Raw genomic sequence first — 18,175 nt, forward strand, 5'->3', positions numbered from 1 at the left:
AAATTTAAGGTTGAGACAATGTCTCAACCTTTTTAGTTTCAAGTGTTTGGAGGAGTAATGGAGTTAGATAATAGAATCATAAATACTGTTAAAAGTGTTTTGAAAAAGTATCATTCTAAAAAAGTTCTAGTAGCCGTTTCCGGCGGCGTCGATTCGATGGTCCTATTAAATGTGGTTGGTGAAATTCTCCCTAAAGAATCTTTCGGTGTGGTTAATGTTGATCATGATTTACGTCCAGAAAGTGCTAAAGAAGTTGAATTTGTTCAGAATTTCTGTGTGGCTAATGGTTATCAATTTTTTACGACTAAATGGTTGAATAAACCGCAAGATGATATTGGAATGGAAGCAGCTGCTCGATCATTCAGATATGATTTTTTCAAAAAAATTATGCAGGATAATAATTTTGATACATTACTGACGGCACATCATGCTAACGACTTGGCTGAAAATATTTTGATGAAGCTGGTTCGTTCAGGCAATGCCTACGAAGTGGTTAGTTTGAAAGAACAACGTCCATTCGCAAGTGGTCAAATCGTACGTCCATTGTTGAAATTTGCTAAATCGGATATCACAGTTTTTGCGGATATCCATGATATTCATCATGTTCAGGATAAAACTAATTTTGATAATATAACTATGCGCAATCGCTTGCGTAATAATATTTTTCCAGAATTACAAAAAGAGAATGGTCAACTACTGACACATTTTAATTTCTTTGAACAACAAATTATGGCGTTACTCGATTTGGCTCAAAAGGAATTCTCACGAATTGAGGATTCAATGAAATTAGTGAAGACACCTGAGAAGATAACGGGATTGATAGAACCAGTTAAAACTTTAAATTCAGAACAACAGACACTTTTCTGGGGTAGTTTTTTCACTAAGAGTAATTTGGGTATTTCGATCAGCAATCGTCAAATTGAACAGATCATTGAAATTATCGCAAGTGGTCATGCTAATGCCTCAATTGATTTAGCGGATTCATGGCAATTCATTAAAAGCTATGATCAATTTTTGATTCAACGAGTACAAGATCAGAATTTGCAAGTTGCCACCGTTGAAATAGGTCAAACTCAAATAATTAATCACAGGAAATTTAGTCTTTTAGAAGATGAAAAGAATTTCACGTTGACTGTGGAAAATGTTCCTCATAAAATAACCTTACGAACTCGTAGAAGTGGTGATAAGTTACTCTTGTCGAATGGTCAACATCAAAAATTGAGTAAGCGATTTATAAATGAAAAGATACCTGAATATCAACGTGATAATTATTTAATTTTATTATTTGATAATCAGATAGTATGGGTTGAAAAAATTTATAATATGAGTGATTATTTAAAAAAAGGCAGTAAGCATTACAAAATAAAACTTGATTGAGGTAAAAGCATGAATTCAGATATTAAAGAGGTATTAGTCTCTGAAGAGGAGATTAATGAAACTATTCAACGTTTGGGTAAACAGTTAACGGAAGAATATAAAGGCAAGAATCCTTTGTTCGTTTGTATTTTACGTGGAGCCGCTATGTTCATGATGGATCTCGTGAAGAGTTTAGATTTCAAAATGGAATATGATTTTATGGATGTTTCTAGTTATGGTGGGGAAAATACCGTTACAACCGGGGATGTTCGTATTATTAAAGATTTGGATACATCAGTACGTGATCGTGATGTAGTAATTGTTGAGGATATTATCGATACTGGATATACATTAGATCGTTTGGTAGAACTATTTGAATCGCGTCATGCTAAATCAATTAAATTGGTTTCATTCTTGGATAAGCCAGCTCGTAGAATTAAGCATGTCAAGGTTGATTACATCGGAGTGGAGATTCCTGATGAATTTGTAGTTGGTTATGGAATGGATTATGATGAGCATTATCGTAATTTACCTTATGTTGGTGTATTAAAACCAGAGGTATATAGTACAAAATAATTAAGATAGAGTTACAATTATTATTGTGTTACTGTTCACCAATGTTACAATATGTAACGTCTAAGTAATTTAGGAGGAAATGTATGAAAAATAATCGAAATAGGTTAATTAATAATAGCCTGTTTTACATCTTGCTCTTTGTTGTTTTGGTTCTGGCAGCAAGTTGGTTTGCTGGTGGTCAATCCTCAGATCAATCTAAAACACTAAGCCAAGACCAATTCATTACACAATTGAAGCAAGGCAAAGTGAAGAGTTTCAAACTAGAGCCTATTGGGGGAGCTTATCAAGTAACTGGTGAATACAAGAAAGCTCAAAAAGCTAATACAACACGTTCCGTGTCATTATTTAGCCGTGCCCAATCTAGCGGTTCTAGTGAGGTAACTTCATTTAGTTCGACTGTTTTGCCTAACAATGATACGTTAAAGAGAATCAATAACGCCGCTATGGCAAAGGGAGTTAAGACTACTGCTGCTCCTAAGTCACAATCCGGTCAATGGATTTCCTTGATATTGACGGTCGTTGTTCCATTTGCATTATTCTTCTTTGTAATCTTTGCAATGATGGGCCGTGGAGGCCAAGGTGGTGGCGCAAACCGTGTCATGAACTTTGGTAAATCTAAGGTCAAACCAGAGGATCCTAAGAAAAATAAAGTTAGATTCTCTGACGTTGCTGGTGCTGAAGAAGAAAAACAAGAACTTGTTGAAGTTGTTGAATTCTTAAAAGATCCAAGGAAGTTTGTTTCCTTGGGTGCCAGAATACCGGCGGGTGTCTTGTTAGAGGGTCCTCCCGGGACTGGTAAAACTTTACTAGCTAAGGCTGTTGCTGGTGAAGCTAAAGTTCCTTTCTATTCAATTTCTGGTTCAGATTTCGTTGAAATGTTCGTTGGTGTCGGTGCCTCACGTGTTCGTGACTTGTTCGAGAATGCTAAAAAAGATGCCCCATCAATTATCTTTATCGATGAAATTGATGCCGTTGGTCGTCAACGTGGTTCAGGTACCGGTGGCGGTAACGACGAACGTGAACAAACACTTAACCAATTGTTGATTGAGATGGATGGATTTACTGGTAATGAAGGTGTTATCGTTATGGCTGCTACTAACCGTTCTGATGTCCTTGATCCAGCGTTGTTACGTCCTGGTCGTTTTGACCGTAAGATTTTGGTTGGTCGTCCTGATGTTAAGGGTCGTGAAGCCATTCTTAAAGTTCATGCTAGAAATAAACCATTTACAGATGATGTTGATTTGAAAGCTATTGCACAACAAACACCAGGGTTTGCTGGTGCTGATCTAGAAAACTTACTTAACGAAGCCGCCTTAGTTGCTGCTCGTCGTGGTAAGCAAAAGATTGATCCAAGTGATCTTGATGAAGCTGAAGATCGTGTTATTGCCGGCCCAGCTAAGAGAAATCATGTTGTTCCTGAACAAGAACGTCACACAGTTGCCTACCATGAAGCAGGACATGCTTTGATTGGTTTGGTTTTGAGTGACTCTCGTGTTGTTAGAAAGGTTACTATCGTTCCTCGTGGACGTGCCGGCGGTTACGCTATCATGTTACCTAAGGATGATCAAAACCTTGCAACTAAGAAGGAACTAAACGAACAAATTACTGGTTTACTTGGTGGACGTACTGCCGAAGAAATTATCGTCGGCCAACCTTCATCAGGTGCTTCAAATGACTTTGAACAAGCAACACAAATTGCTCGTACAATGGTTACTGAATATGGTATGACAGATCGTTTAGGTACTGTTCAACTTGAAAAGAATGGTCAACCATTTAGTGGTGGTAATTATCGTCAATTACCTTCTTACTCAGAAGATACTGCTAAAGCAATTGATCAAGAAGTTAAACGTATTATTGATGAAGATCACGAACGTGCTAGAGAAATTCTTGAAACACATCGTGAACAACATAAGATTATTGCCGAAGCTCTATTGAAGTATGAAACACTTGATGAAAAGGAAATCTTGAGTTTGTATAATACAGGTAAGATGCCAGCTAATGATGCTAACCAAGAATTCCCAAGTGAAAGTGCTGCTACTTTTGAAGAATCAAAGAAGGCTGTTGAAGCTAAGGATGCTGAAAAGCAAAAGACTGAGGGTTCAACAAAAGATGAAACAGCTAAGTCAGATGAGAATATTGATGAAACTGTTTATCCTTCAGAAAAAGACGAAACTAAGTCAGATGACACAAATAGTTCTAATGAAACTACACCATCATCTACTGAGAATAAGTCCGATAAAGATTCAACAGATACTACTGACAATAGTGACAAAGATAATAACAATAATGATAATCAATAAAAAAGAGCGACTCGTATGAGTCGCTTTTTTGAACGGAGGAAACTATGACTGATACTTTAACTAAATCAGTTTCTAAAGACGGAAAGTTTAGGGTTTATGTTGTTAATGCTACCCAAACTATTCAAGAGGCACAAAAGAGACATGACACTTGGAGAAATTCCAGTGCCGCATTAGGTAGAACGATGATTGGTTCTATCCTAGTTGCTACTTCGACTCTTAAAGAGGATGAAGTTTTAACAACTAGAATTCAAGGTGGTGGCCCAGTTGGCGCTATCGTGGTTGATGCTGATGCTAAAGGAAATACTAAAGGTTACATTACTAATCCACATGTGAGTCTAAAGGCTCGTGAAGATGGTCATATTGATGTTCAAGCTGCTGTTGGTAATAAAGGAACTTTAAGTATTACTAAGGATTTGCATATGAAGAAACCATTTACTGGTGAAGTTCCATTAGTTTCTGGTGAAATCGGAATGGATTTTGCCTATTATATGGCCAAATCAGAACAAATTCCTTCAGCTATAGGTGTTTCAGTGTTTGTAGAGCCCAATGAAAAAGTTGGTGCTGCAGGTGGATTCTTAGTCCAAACTTTGCCGGGAGCTACCGACAAAGATATTTCTAAAATTGAAGCTAATTTGAAGATTGTCCCTAATCTATCAACCTTACTCAACGAAGGCTTAAGTAATAATGAAATCTTGGATAAGATTATGAATGGCGTTGAGATGAAAGTCTTGGATGAAATGCCAGTTCAATTCCAATGTGATTGTTCTAAAGAACGTTTCTCTAAATCACTAGCTACTTTATCTACTGCCAATCTACAAGCTATGATTGATGAAGATCATGGTGCTGAGGCAGTCTGCAAGTTCTGTGGTAATAAATATCAATTTAGTGAAGCTGAATTAAAGGAAATTATTGCAACTAAAGATTAATCATGTTTGCCATATGAATAGAAAATTTGTTATTATTGCAAGTTGTAGTTAATAATTTGAGGTAAAAAGTATGGAATGGAAAATAGGCAATGTAACGATTCCTAATCAAATTGTGGTTGCTCCAATGGCTGGAATAACCAATTCAGCTTTTCGGGTTACGGCAAGAGAGTTTGGAGCTGGCTTAACTGTTTGCGAAATGATCAGTGATCAAGGTATTAAATATCGAAATGAAAAGACACTGGGTATGATGTTTGTTGATCCTAAAGAACATCCAGTCAGTATTCAGATTTTCGGTGGCAGTGTTGAGTCATTAGTTCAAGCAGCTAAATTTGTTGATGATAATACTAGTGCTGACATTATCGATATCAACATGGGATGCCCAGTTAAGAAGGTTACCAAGACTGGTGCAGGTTCTTGTTGGTTGAGAGATCCAGATCATCTATATGAAGCGGTGAAGGCTGTTAGTTCAGCTATCAGCAAGCCTCTAACAGTGAAGATGAGAACTGGTTGGGATGACGATCATATTTTGGCAGTTGAGAATGCTCTAGCAGCACAAGAAGGCGGAGCTTCCGCAATTGCTATGCATGGTCGCACGAAAGCCCAGATGTACATGGGACATGCCAATTGGGATATCTTACATGAAGTAGCACAAAGTGTTTCCATTCCGTTTATGGGTAATGGTGATATTAAAACTCCTCAAGATGCTAAGACAATGATCGAAGACGTGGGTGCAGATGCTGCCATGGTAGGTCGAGCCGTACTTGGTAATCTATGGAGATTGAATGCGATGAACCATTATTTAGAAACTGGAGAATTATTACCAGAACCAAGCGTTCCAGAAAAAATTAATATAGCTAAACTTCAACTCCAACGTCTGGTAGACTTAAAAGGTGAGCATGTTGGTGTTCCAGAATTTCGTCAACAGGCAGCATATTATCTAAGGGGGATTCCCCATGCAGTAAGAACACGTGCTAAAGTAGTGGAAGAAGATTCCATGCAGGAAGTGTTCGATACATTAGATCAATTTGTTGAAAGTTACGAGAAGAGAGAAGCGAGATCTTCAAGAATTTCGTAGACAGGGGGAAAAATTTTGAGTAACGAGAATAAGAAAAAGCAACCAACGAAAGAAGAAATAAAAAAGACTAGAGTCATGAATGACCAACTAAGGGTCAGACGTGAAAAACTACAAGAACTTTATGATGAAGGTGTTGATCCATTCGGTTCAAGATTTGAAAGAACTGCATTGGCTCAAGAAATTCATGACAAGTACGGTGATGAAGATAAGGAAGTTCTTGAAGAACAAGACTTACCAGTTGTTATTGCCGGTCGTATGATGTCAAAACGTGGTAAAGGTAAAGTTGGTTTTGCTGATATCCGTGATAGAAGTGGCAGAATTCAAATTTATGTTCGTAAAGATGTTGTTGGTGAAGAGAACTATCATATCTTCAAACGTGCCGATATTGGTGACCATTTAGGTATCCATGGTGAAATCATGAAGACAGACATGGGTGAATTAACTGTTAAAGCCACTCATATAACAATGCTATCTAAGTCATTGCGTCCATTACCTGATAAATTCCATGGTTTAACAAACGTTGAACAAATTTATCGTCAAAGATATTTGGATCTAATTGCTAACCAAGATAGTTTTGAACGTTTCAAGAAACGTACTAAGATTATTTCAGCTGTTCGTGAATACTTAGATGGTGAAGGCTTCATGTCAGTTGAAACTCCTGTCCTAAATACACAAGCTGGTGGTGCTAGTGCTAGACCATTCATCACACATCACAATGCTTTGGATATGCAAATGTATCTCCGTATTGCTCTTGAACTACCACTTAAGAGATTAATCGTTGGTGGCTTCGAACGAGTTTATGAAATTGGACGTGCTTTCCGTAACGAAGGTTTGGATACACAACACAACCCTGAATATACTTCACTAGAGACATATGCTGCATATTGGGATATGACAGATGTTATGAAAGAAGTCGAAGGACTCTTCAGACATGCTGCTCAAAAAGCCAATGGTACACAACAAGTTACTTATCAAGGTGAAGAAATTGATTTGAGCAAGCCGTTCAAACGTATCAAGATGGTTGATGCAATCAAAGAACAAACAGGAATTGATTTCAGCCAAGATATGGATCTTGAACAAGCTCGTAAATTAGCCGATGAAAAGGGTGTTAAGTACGAAGACTTCTGGGGCGTTGGTCATATCATTGCTGAATTCTTTGAAGAATTCGTTGAAGACACTCTAAAGGAACCTACATTCGTTTACGAATATCCTTTGGAAGTTTCACCACTTGCTAAGAAGAGCAAAGAAAACCCTAACTTCACAGATCGTTTCGAAGTTTACATTTTAGGCCATGAATTCGGTAATGCCTTTACTGAACTAAATGATCCTATTGATCAAAAAGAACGTTTTGAAGCACAAGCTGCCGAACGTGAAAAAGGTAATGATGAAGCCGAACATATTGATAACGACTTCGTTGAAGCTATGGAATATGGTATGCCACCAACAGGTGGACTAGGAATTGGTATTGATAGACTAGTAATGTTGCTAACAGATGCACCATCAATTCGTGATGTTATCTTGTTCCCAACAATGAGACCCGAAGACAATAGCGAAGAATAGAGAGTGAAGCAGGCCTGGGAATTTCCGAGGATTTGCCTAAGTACTGGAATCGCACGCGTACCTTGCGCGCAATTTCAGTACTGTAGCAAACCGGAAGAAATTGGCCTGCATAGCTCGTTTCAATAGAGAGTGAAGCAGATCCGTTTAGATTCTGAGCATTTGCAGGAATTTGCGAATTGGCTGCGTAGCAGACGGTTCGTGAAGTCAGGCAAAGCACAGGAATCTGGTCTGCGTAACTCGTTTCCACTATTCAATATAGAACAATGGTTATCTATTTATGAATATCTACTTAATAAAAATACCAGTGTAACAATCTCAAAGAGAGGCTGCTGCACTGGTATTTTTTTGTTGATATTATTGTTTATAGGAAAACGACATATTTTGACGTCTTTGATGTATAGAATATAGCTAAGAAATATGTTTTGAGGGGATCGAATATGAATTTAACACTAGAGATATTCTTTTTACTTTTGGAAAATAGGCCAATGTTGAATCGCGAGATTGCAGAAAGATTGGATACTAACATTCGCAATGTCCAACGTTCGATTGAAAAAATTGAATCGGCTTTTGATCAGAATATTTCTTTAAGCAACTATTTCAATTTTAAAAAAGATGGACGTTATCATACCGTCAGTCAGAATTTGTTTTTAAAAGAAGACGAGATTCTGTTACTTATTAAGATATTAGTTTCTAGTCGATCATTGAATAAAAGGGAACTATCTCATTTGATTGATAAAATGGTCAATATGTCTGGAATTGAAAATCGTAAACTTGTTAAGGCATCGGTTACTAGTGAGTTACTGTCTGATATCTATATTGATGATAAAAGTGATCGACAGAAAAAGTTGTGGGAATTGGAACAATATATTTTTAATCGCGAGAAAATTGAATTTGAATACACTGACCATGAACGATTGGAAAAAGCTGAAACTAAAAAGTTTGAAATCTTACCTGTGCACACTTTCTTTGATAATTACTACTTCTTCTTGACTGGAATGGAAAAGCAGACGCATCAATATGTGACCTATAGAATTGACTGGATGGATAAAATAGAACCGATTAGAGTAAGGTTAAATATTGAACATCGTGAGCGATTGGATCATGGGAAAGAGGCTGAACATAATCTTTACGGATACATGGGGAAGAGAACACATATTTATTTTGAATATTACGGATATATTGGTTATATCAAGGATAAATTTCCAAATTGTCGCGTAATTAAACGACTTGATAAACCTAATAGATTTCCTTTTTCAGTTAATTTAATTGAGATTGAAGTTAATTATTCAGATGGAGTTAAATTATGGTTACTGGGTGAGACTACGATATTGCGCGTTGTGAAACCCCAAGCTATCGCTGATGATATTAAAAAGACACTTTATGATACTTATTGTTTATACAATGATGACGACGATGATCTATAAAGTTATCTTAGTTTAAGACTTTTTTTAAAAAATTCCCACTTAGTACGTAAACGACATTTATTGTCGTTAGCGTTCGCTAAGATAAATTTGTATTTAAAATAATTTGATAAGGGGATTTAAATATGAAAAAGTATTATGGACCAATTGTTTTGGGCTTAGCCGCATTGACTCTCGGGGCTGCTACAACACAAGTGACAGCACACGCTGAAGATAATAGCGACGAAGGAACACAAGTGGGTACTCCAGCCAAAAGTGAGGGAACGACAGAGGATAAAGGAGAACAAATCGAAACTTCTGTTGAAAGTGATATTCAAAAAGAATTGAATCAAGAGATTGCTTCTATTGATGATATGATTTCATCCGGCAATTATAAAGCCGAACAAATTACTACTCTTAAGAATGCAAAAGAAGAGTATACGAAGAAAGCAGCCACCGCAAAAAATGATCAAGATAGACAAGCCATTTATGATGACCTTGCTAGTTCAATAGTAAATAATGATAACATTGCCTATACAGTAGAATTGCCTACTAATGCTATTGTCAGTGGTACAAAAGAAAAGGTTGTGATTCCAGCCAAATCAGTTGTTGTGTATGCTGGAGAGACTCAAACTAATTATGTTGAGTTGCCTAATGGTTATGCTCCAGTTAGTCAACCTAAAGGAATTTCGGCTGAGGTAAAAGTATCAGTAAGTAATGATGGAAAGGTTACTTTCAGCGGTGATGTAGATAAAAATAATAATTTAACTGTAGTTGATACTATTACTCCAGCTAGTTTGAAAAAAGATATTGATGAAGATTTATATCTTTCTACTGTCTACACAAGCTCTGATAAAAAAGATGAATTAGCTAAACTTAATAATAGTTATAAACAAGAATTAACAACCATTCAAAATAAGGTTTCTGCTGAAAATGTCGATGCCAAGACGCTACATACTTTAAGCGATGAAGCCAAATCTGTCGTTGATAAATATACTAATGATATTACCCTTAGTGAAACAACAGCTCAATTTGGTGTTCCTGCCTTAAAAGGTGGATCAGTTACCTTTAGATTCAGAAATGAATTTATAACTGTTAAGTATAACGAAGATGCTACAAAACTAGTATCAGCCGAAGTAACTGATAAAAATGGTAATAAGGTAAAGTCTAATACTAAGTTGATAGCTTCAGTTGGATTAAGTAGTTTTAATGGTCCTGATTCTGTAAAGAATACTAATGAGCCACTTTCAAATACAAATACTAATACCAACAATAGTAGCAATAATAACTCTACCAAACCAGATACCAATACAAATACAGAAACAACACCAAACAAGTCAGTTTCTGATCATGTCACAACTTTCTATGTCTTACCAAATAATCCTGTAACTCTATTTGATGGTAATGGAAGTAAATTAACTAATCGTGTTCTTGGCGGTAATTCATTATGGCGTGCTGACAAATTAATGTCACTTGATGGTGTTAATTATTTACGCGTTGCTACAAACGAATGGGTTAAGTTAGATAATGGTTTGGAAGTTAATCCCCTTAAACAAACTATTACTACTAATAAACAAGCGCACCTATACACTGGAAAAGGTAAACTTATTACTAACCGTGTCTTAGGTAATAACACAGCTTGGTTAACTGACCAATCAGCCACAATCGATGGTCAAACAATGTATCGTGTTGCTACAAATGAATGGCTCAGTGCTAACGATATTAAATAATTTCTAGAAAATGCTATAACCCCAAAATCGAGAAAATCCGATATAAATTCGTAAGAATTTTATATCGGATTTTTTTTAAAATTTTCGTTGACAATTTTTGTGGTCAATAGGTATAATAATATAGTTGTTTCAAGCAAGGAACACTATGGAGGATTAGCTCAGCTGGGAGAGCATCTGCCTTACAAGCAGGAGGTCACAGGTTCGAACCCTGTATCCTCCATTAAGCAAAATGCTTAGTGGAAATCATTTAGTTTTTTGCGGGTGTGGCGGAATTGGCAGACGCGCTAGATTTAGGTTCTAGTGTCCAGTGGACATGAAGGTTCAAGTCCTTTCACCCGTATTGATAATTGGTCTTGCAAAAGGATTAATTATTGTGTATTATGTTAGATGTCGTTTGGCATAATGCCGACTTAGCTCAGTTGGCAGAGCATCTGTCTTGTAAACAGGGGGTCGGAGGTTCGAATCCTCTAGTCGGCATAGTCATAATGCGGAAGTAGTTCAGTGGTAGAACATCACCTTGCCATGGTGGGGGTCGCGGGTTCGAATCCCGTCTTCCGCTTAGAGAGGTTTCGGGAAATAGCTCAGCTTGGTAGAGCGTCACGTTCGGGGCGTGAAGGCCGCAAGTTCGAATCTTGTTTTCCCGATTCCATGATAAGTTTAAAAGGGTAATTAATTCTGAAAATGAATTGATTACCTTTTTTCGTTCTCTAAAGATTTTTTTGAAGTCAGGAATCAATTATAAATCTCGTGAATGTGTTAGGATTCTATTGGAGGCAAAATCTGAAGAATTATTAACTTTTTTATATTTTGCAAGATGAAATAATTGCTTTTTTTTGAAACATAATTATACTTTCTAAACAGACACTTAAAAAGTAGAGGTAACATTAATGGACAAAGTATTTACCGAAAGCGCCAAGAATGCACTAGTTTTAGCTCAAGAACAAGCCAATACATTTCATCATAATGCCGTTGGTACAGAACATATTCTACTTGGGTTAGTAATGGAAAATGATGGTATTGCCGGTATTACTTTGAGAGATCTAGCTGTAAGTGATCGAGATGTTGAAGAGGAGATTGAACATCTGACAGGTTATGGGGATGTCTCATCTAATACCGCTAAAGGAATTTATTTACCATATTCCCCTAAGGGACAAATGATTTTGAGCAATGCGGAAGAAGATTCTAACCTATATAAGGCTAACCGTATTGGTACAGAACATATTTTATTAGCAATTCTTGATGATGCTGATAATTTGGCTAACCGTATTTTGGTTAATTTAGGATTGAGCCTATCTAAGACTAAATCTTTACTATTAAGTAAAATGGGTATGTCAAACAAGGCTGCGCGTCGTGGCTTTGCTTCTAACTTAAATAAACAAAAGAATCAACAATCACAAGGTGGAACTCCAACATTGGATTCTCTAGCTCGTGATTTGACTAAACTAGCTCGTGATAATCAAATCGATCCTGTTATTGGTCGTAAAAAAGAAGTTGATCGAACTATCCAGATCTTGAGCCGTCGTACAAAGAATAATCCTGTTCTAGTCGGTGAACCTGGTGTTGGTAAGACAGCAATTGCTGAGGGATTAGCTATTGCTATCATTAAAAAAGAAGTTCCATTAGATATGCAAAACAAACGTATCATGATGTTAGATATGGGATCATTAGTAGCCGGTACTAAATATCGTGGTGAGTTTGAAGATCGTTTAAAGAAAATTATTAAAGAAATTTACGAAGACAAGCACGTTATTCTCTTTATTGATGAATTACATACGTTGATTGGTGCTGGTGGTGCTGAAGGTGCAATTGACGCATCTAATATTTTAAAACCTGCCTTAGCTCGTGGTGAGTTGCAATTGATCGGTGCAACAACATCTAATGAGTATCAAAAGTACATTGAAAAGGATACAGCTTTAGAGCGTCGTTTTGCTAAAGTCTACGTTGAAGAGCCTAGTGCGGAAGATTCTGTTAAGATTTTGACAGGACTTCGTCCAAGATATGAACAGCATCATGGCTTGACAATTTCTGATGAAGCTGTTGAAGCAGCAGTTCGTCTTTCTACACGTTACTTAACCAATCGTTTCTTACCAGATAAGGCTATTGACTTAATGGATGAAGCTTCGGCTAAGGTTAGAATCCACAATGTATCTAAGAATAACAAACTTGAAGAATTATCTAATCAAGCTTTGAAATTGATGGATGACAAGAATAACGCAATTTTGGATCAAGACTTTGAAAAAGCCGCTAAGATTCGTGAACAAGAACAAACTGTTCAAGCTGAAATTGCTAAGTTAAACGACAAGAAATCAACACAAAAGAAGCCTGTTGTAACAGCAGATGATATTGCAGAGATTATTGCCGAATGGACTGGGGTTCCAGTTAAGCAAATCACTCGTAAAGAGAGTGAGAAGTTACTTAACCTTGAAAAAGAACTTCATAAACGTGTTATTGGTCAGGATAATGCTATTAATGCCGTTTCACGAGCAATTCGTCGTGCTAGAAGTGGAATGAAAGATCCTAATCGTCCAATCGGTTCATTTATGTTCTTAGGACCTACTGGTGTTGGTAAGACTGAATTAGCTAAATCAATTGCTGAAGTAATGTTTGGTTCTGAAGACAATCTGATTCGTGTTGATATGTCAGAATACATGGAACAATACAGTACTTCTAAGCTGATTGGTTCAGCTCCTGGATATGTTGGCTTTGATGACGGTGGTCAATTGACAGAGAAGGTTAGAAATGAACCTTACTCAGTTGTTCTACTTGATGAAGTTGAAAAGGCCCATCCAGATGTTTTCAATATTCTATTGCAAGTTCTTGACGATGGTATCTTAACGGATGCTAAAGGTCGTAAAGTTGATTTCCGAAACACTATTATTATCATGACTTCTAACCTTGGTGCTAGATCGCTAGAAGATGACAAATCAGTTGGTTTTGGTGCTAAAGATGTTCACGATGACTTTAAGGAAATGCAGGAACGTATCAATACAGAATTGAAACGCTTCTTCCGTCCTGAATTTTTGAACCGTATTGATGAAACAATCATCTTTAAGGCTCTAGATAAAGAACAACTTAAGGATATTGCTAAGATTATGAGCAATAACTTGAGAAAACGTCTTGCTGAAAGAGAAATTAAGTTAGTTATCACGCCAACAGCTTATAGTGATTTGGTAAAAGATGGCTATAATCCTGAATATGGTGCTCGTCCAATGAGAAGAACCATCCAAAGAGAAATTGAAGATCCAGTCAGTGAACAATTACTTATGGGGAACGTTAAAGCCGGTGATTCAATTAAGGTTGGCTCTAAGAAAGGGAAGTTAACTGTTACAGTTGACAGTCCTAATAGTAAAGAAGCAGTATCTAATCAAAAATAATAGACTTGACTATTGACAAGAAGAGTGCTTAAGTGTATTATTTCTTTTGGGATTCATAGTTCAAATTGCAGACCGCGATCTATTGTCCGTGGTTATGCTAAATAAAAAACACAAAAATAGATTTTCGTTTCTATTTTTGGTTTTTTTTTGCCTTAAAACAGGTTTTAAAACCGTTTACAGGTAATTTGTAATCAAATTGTAATATTTGAGGTCTGGATTTGAACAAAATATATGTTGAGGTGAAAAATTTGACTTATCATAACGTTAATTATGGTGCACACCGTGTTCGTCGTAGTTATGCAAAGATCAAGGAAGTACTTCCACTGCCAAATTTGATTGACATCCAAACAAACTCTTATAAATGGTTCTTAGACGAAGGACTAAAAGATATGTTTGACGATATTATGCCAATTGATGATTTTGCTGGAAACCTTTCTTTGGAATACGTCGGTTACAAGTTACTAGAACCAAAATATACTGTTGAAGAAGCTAGAGCACATGACGCTAACTTCTCAGCACCATTACATGTAACATTGAAATTGACTAATCATGAAACTGGTGAAATCAAGACACAAGATGTTTTCTTTGGTGATTTCCCTATCATGACTGATGAAGGAACTTTCATCATCAACGGTGCTGAACGTGTTATTGTTTCTCAATTAGTACGTTCACCTGGTATTTACTACAATCAAGACACAGATAAAAATGGTCGTGAGAACTATGGTACAACTGTTATTCCTAACCGTGGTGCATGGTTGGAATTTGAAACAGATGCCAAAGGTCTTGGCTATGTAAGAATCGATAGAACTAGAAAATTACCTATTTCTGAATTAGTTAGAGCTCTTGGCTTTGGTAGTGATTCAGAAGTTCTTGATATTTTTGGTGAAAACGATACTTTAAACCTAACACTTGAAAAAGATGTTCATAAAGATACAAATGATTCGCGTGTTGAAGAAGCCTTGAAGGATATCTATGAAAGACTCCGTCCTGGTGAACCAAAGACTGCAGATAGTTCTCGTTCATTGCTATATGCTAGATTCTTTGATCCACGTCGTTATGACTTAGCTCCTGTTGGTCGTTACAAGATCAATAAGAAGTTAAACCTTAAGACAAGACTTTTGAACAAGACTTTGGCTGAAACATTAGCTGACCCTGATACAGGTGAAGTTGTTTTAGCTAAGGATACTCTAATTGACCGCGATGCTATGAACAAATTGAGTCCATATCTTGAAAGAGATGATTTCAAGACAGTTACATTGACTCCTTCTGATGAAGGTGTTCTAACAGACCCAATTACTGTTCAAATCATCAAAGTTTATTCAGAAGCTGACAATGAAAAAGTTGTTAATATTATTGGTAACGGTCATATTCCAGAAGAAAACCGTACAATTACACCAGCCGATATTTTAGCCGGTATTAACTACTTCTTAAACTTGAAGGAAAACATCGGTACAACAGATGATATTGATCACTTGGGTAACCGTCGTATTCGTTCAGTTGGTGAATTGCTACAAAACCAATTCCGTATTGGTCTATCACGTATGGAACGTGTTGTACGTGAAAGAATGTCAATTCAAGATTCAGCTACTGTAACACCTCAACAATTGATTAATATCAGACCAGTTGTTGCTTCAATTAAGGAATTCTTTGGTTCATCACAATTGTCACAATTCATGGATCAAACTAATCCACTTGGAGAACTAGAACATAAGCGTCGTCTATCAGCTCTTGGACCTGGTGGTTTGACTCGTGATCGTGCCGGATATGAAGTTCGTGATGTTCACTATACTCACTATGGTCGTATGTGTCCTATTGAAACACCAGAAGGTCCTAATATCGGACTTATTAATAACTTGGCTTCATACGCTATTATTAATAAATATGGTTTCATCGAAACACCATATCGTCGTGTTTCATGGGATACTCACAAAGTAACTGATAAGATCGATTACTTAACTGCTGACGAAGAAGATAACTATGTTGTTGCTCAAGCTAATACACCATTGGAAGATGATGGTTCATTTACAGACAACACAATCTTGGCTCGTCACAAAGATGACAACATTGAAACTACTCCAGAAAAAGTCGATTACATGGACGTTTCTCCTAAGCAAGTAGTTTCTGTAGCTACTGCATGTATTCCTTTCTTGGAAAATGATGATTCGAACCGTGCCTTGATGGGTGCTAATATGCAACGTCAAGCTGTTCCTTTGATCAATCCACATGCACCACTTGTTGGTACTGGTATGGAATATATCGCTGCTCATGATTCTGGTGCTGCTCTATTAGCCGATCATGATGGTGTTGTTGAATATGTTGATGCTAAGAAAGTTACTATCAAACGTGACGAAGACGGCACAACAGATACTTATAAGGTAACTAAATTCCGTCGTTCAAATAATGGTAAGAGTTACAACCAAAGACCTATTGTCCACAAGGATGAAAAGATCAAGAAGGGTGATATCATTGCCGATGGTCCTGCTATGGAAAATGGTGAGTTAGCCCTTGGTCAAAACCCACTTATTGCCTTTATGACATGGAATATGTATAACTACGAAGATGCTATCGTACTTTCAGAAAAACTAGTACGTGAAGATGCATATACTTCAATTCATATTGAAGAGTATGAATCAGAAGCACGTGATACAAAGCTTGGACCTGAAGAAATCACACGTGAAATTCCTAACGTTGGTGAAGATTCACTTAAGGATCTTGATGAATTCGGTATTATCCGTGTTGGTGCTGAAGTTCGTGATGGTGATATCTTAGTTGGTAAAGTTACACCTAAGGGTGTTACAGAACTATCAGCTGAAGAGAGATTGTTACATGCTATCTTTGGTGAAAAAGCTCGTGAAGTTCGTGATACTTCACTTCGTGTACCACATGGTGGTGGCGGAATTATCCAAGATGTTAAGGTCTTCACTCGTGAAGCCGGAGACGAACTTGATCCTGGTGTTAACATGTTAGTTCGTGTTTACATTGCTCAAAAGCGTAAGATTCAAGTTGGTGATAAGATGTCTGGTCGTCATGGTAACAAGGGTACTGTTTCAATCGTTGTACCAGAAGAAGATATGCCTTACATGCCAGATGGTACTCCAGTAGATATCCTATTGAACCCAATGGGTGTTCCATCACGTATGAATATCGGACAAGTTCTTGATCTTCATTTAGGTATGGCTGCTAGAAAACTTGGTATCCACGTTTCAACACCTGTTTTCGATGGTGTAAGTAATGATGAACTTTGGGACATTGTTAAAGAAGCTGATATGGATACAGATGGTAAGTCAATTCTTTATGATGGACGCACTGGTGAACCATTCAAGAACCGTGTATCAGTTGGTGTCATGTACTACTTGAAACTAGCTCACATGGTTGATGATAAACTTCATGCTCGTTCAATCGGACCATACTCACTAGTTACTCAACAACCACTTGGTGGTAAAGCACAATTTGGTGGTCAGAGATTTGGTGAAATGGAAGTTTGGGCCCTTGAAGCTTACGGTGCCGCATATACACTTCAAGAAATCTTGACATACAAGTCAGATGATATTGTTGGTCGTGTAAAGACTTATGAAGCTATCGTTAAGGGTGAAAGTATTCCTAAACCTGGTGTTCCTGAATCATTCCGTGTTCTTGTCAAAGAACTACAAGCTCTTGGATTGGACATGAAAGTTCTAGATGCACATAAGAAGGAAATTGAACTTAGAGATATGGATGATGACGAAGATACAGTTAGTGTCGATGCCTTATCTAAATTCGCTAAACAACAAGAACAAAAACGTGCTGAAGAAGAAGCTAAAAAGCTTGAAGCATCAAAGGATTCAACTGAAACTAGTACAAAGTCAGAAAACTAGTTAAAACTGTAGGGAGGTTACCTT

10 protein-coding genes and 5 tRNA genes are annotated in these 18,175 nt (G+C 37.0%); all 15 read left to right on the plus strand.

What is annotated here, in order from left to right:
• Window positions 1-57: 57 nt before the first annotated feature.
• The 15 genes from tilS to rpoB all read left to right on the plus strand — a co-directional run bounded on the left by tilS (window position 58) and on the right by rpoB (window position 18,151).
• Window positions 58-1,377 carry a tRNA lysidine(34) synthetase TilS gene (gene tilS, locus LKACC16343_RS04080; RefSeq protein WP_056954402.1) on the plus strand — a complete coding sequence of 440 codons (1,320 nt, stop codon included), beginning with the start codon at window positions 58-60 and terminating at the stop codon, window positions 1,375-1,377.
• A 9-nt stretch (window positions 1,378-1,386) separates the two neighbouring features.
• A complete protein-coding gene (hpt, locus tag LKACC16343_RS04085) occupies window positions 1,387-1,932 on the plus strand; it encodes a hypoxanthine phosphoribosyltransferase (RefSeq protein WP_056954403.1) in 546 nt (181 codons plus the stop codon).
• An 83-nt stretch (window positions 1,933-2,015) separates the two neighbouring features.
• On the plus strand, window positions 2,016-4,232 hold the full coding sequence (gene ftsH, locus LKACC16343_RS04090) for an ATP-dependent zinc metalloprotease FtsH (RefSeq protein WP_056954404.1): 2,217 nt from the start codon (window positions 2,016-2,018) through the stop codon (window positions 4,230-4,232).
• Window positions 4,233-4,276: 44 nt separating this feature from the next.
• Window positions 4,277-5,158: an Hsp33 family molecular chaperone HslO gene (gene hslO / locus LKACC16343_RS04095; RefSeq protein WP_056954405.1), complete on the plus strand. Its 882-nt coding sequence runs from the start codon at window positions 4,277-4,279 to the stop codon at window positions 5,156-5,158.
• Between the two features lie 70 nt (window positions 5,159-5,228).
• Entirely contained in the window at window positions 5,229-6,233 is a 1,005-nt protein-coding gene (gene dusB / locus LKACC16343_RS04100; RefSeq protein WP_056954406.1) for a tRNA dihydrouridine synthase DusB, read from the plus strand.
• Between the two features lie 75 nt (window positions 6,234-6,308).
• Window positions 6,309-7,793 (plus strand): lysine--tRNA ligase, encoded by a 1,485-nt coding sequence (gene lysS, locus LKACC16343_RS04105; RefSeq protein ID WP_056954682.1) that lies wholly within the window; start codon window positions 6,309-6,311, stop codon window positions 7,791-7,793.
• A gap of 437 nt (window positions 7,794-8,230) precedes the next feature.
• Window positions 8,231-9,217, plus strand: a complete 987-nt coding sequence (locus tag LKACC16343_RS04110) for a helix-turn-helix transcriptional regulator (protein ID WP_056954407.1) — start codon at window positions 8,231-8,233, stop codon at window positions 9,215-9,217.
• Between the two features lie 122 nt (window positions 9,218-9,339).
• Window positions 9,340-10,923, plus strand: a complete 1,584-nt coding sequence (locus LKACC16343_RS04115) for an SLAP domain-containing protein (RefSeq protein ID WP_056954409.1) — start codon at window positions 9,340-9,342, stop codon at window positions 10,921-10,923.
• Between the two features lie 147 nt (window positions 10,924-11,070).
• Window positions 11,071-11,143: transfer RNA gene (locus LKACC16343_RS04120), tRNA-Val, on the plus strand.
• 37 nt (window positions 11,144-11,180) lie between these two features.
• Window positions 11,181-11,263, plus strand: a tRNA-Leu gene (locus tag LKACC16343_RS04125).
• Window positions 11,264-11,327: 64 nt separating this feature from the next.
• Window positions 11,328-11,400: transfer RNA gene (locus LKACC16343_RS04130), tRNA-Thr, on the plus strand.
• Between the two features lie 10 nt (window positions 11,401-11,410).
• A tRNA-Gly gene (locus tag LKACC16343_RS04135) sits at window positions 11,411-11,482 on the plus strand.
• An 11-nt stretch (window positions 11,483-11,493) separates the two neighbouring features.
• A tRNA-Pro gene (locus LKACC16343_RS04140) sits at window positions 11,494-11,567 on the plus strand.
• 243 nt (window positions 11,568-11,810) lie between these two features.
• On the plus strand, window positions 11,811-14,297 hold the full coding sequence (locus LKACC16343_RS04145) for an ATP-dependent Clp protease ATP-binding subunit (protein ID WP_056954410.1): 2,487 nt from the start codon (window positions 11,811-11,813) through the stop codon (window positions 14,295-14,297).
• Between the two features lie 248 nt (window positions 14,298-14,545).
• Window positions 14,546-18,151, plus strand: coding sequence for a DNA-directed RNA polymerase subunit beta (rpoB, locus tag LKACC16343_RS04150; protein WP_056954411.1), 3,606 nt, complete (start codon window positions 14,546-14,548; stop codon window positions 18,149-18,151).
• The last annotated feature ends 24 nt before the right edge of the window (window positions 18,152-18,175 follow it).

The organism is Companilactobacillus bobalius, from assembly GCF_002179915.1.
GTDB lineage: Bacteria > Bacillota > Bacilli > Lactobacillales > Lactobacillaceae > Companilactobacillus > Companilactobacillus bobalius.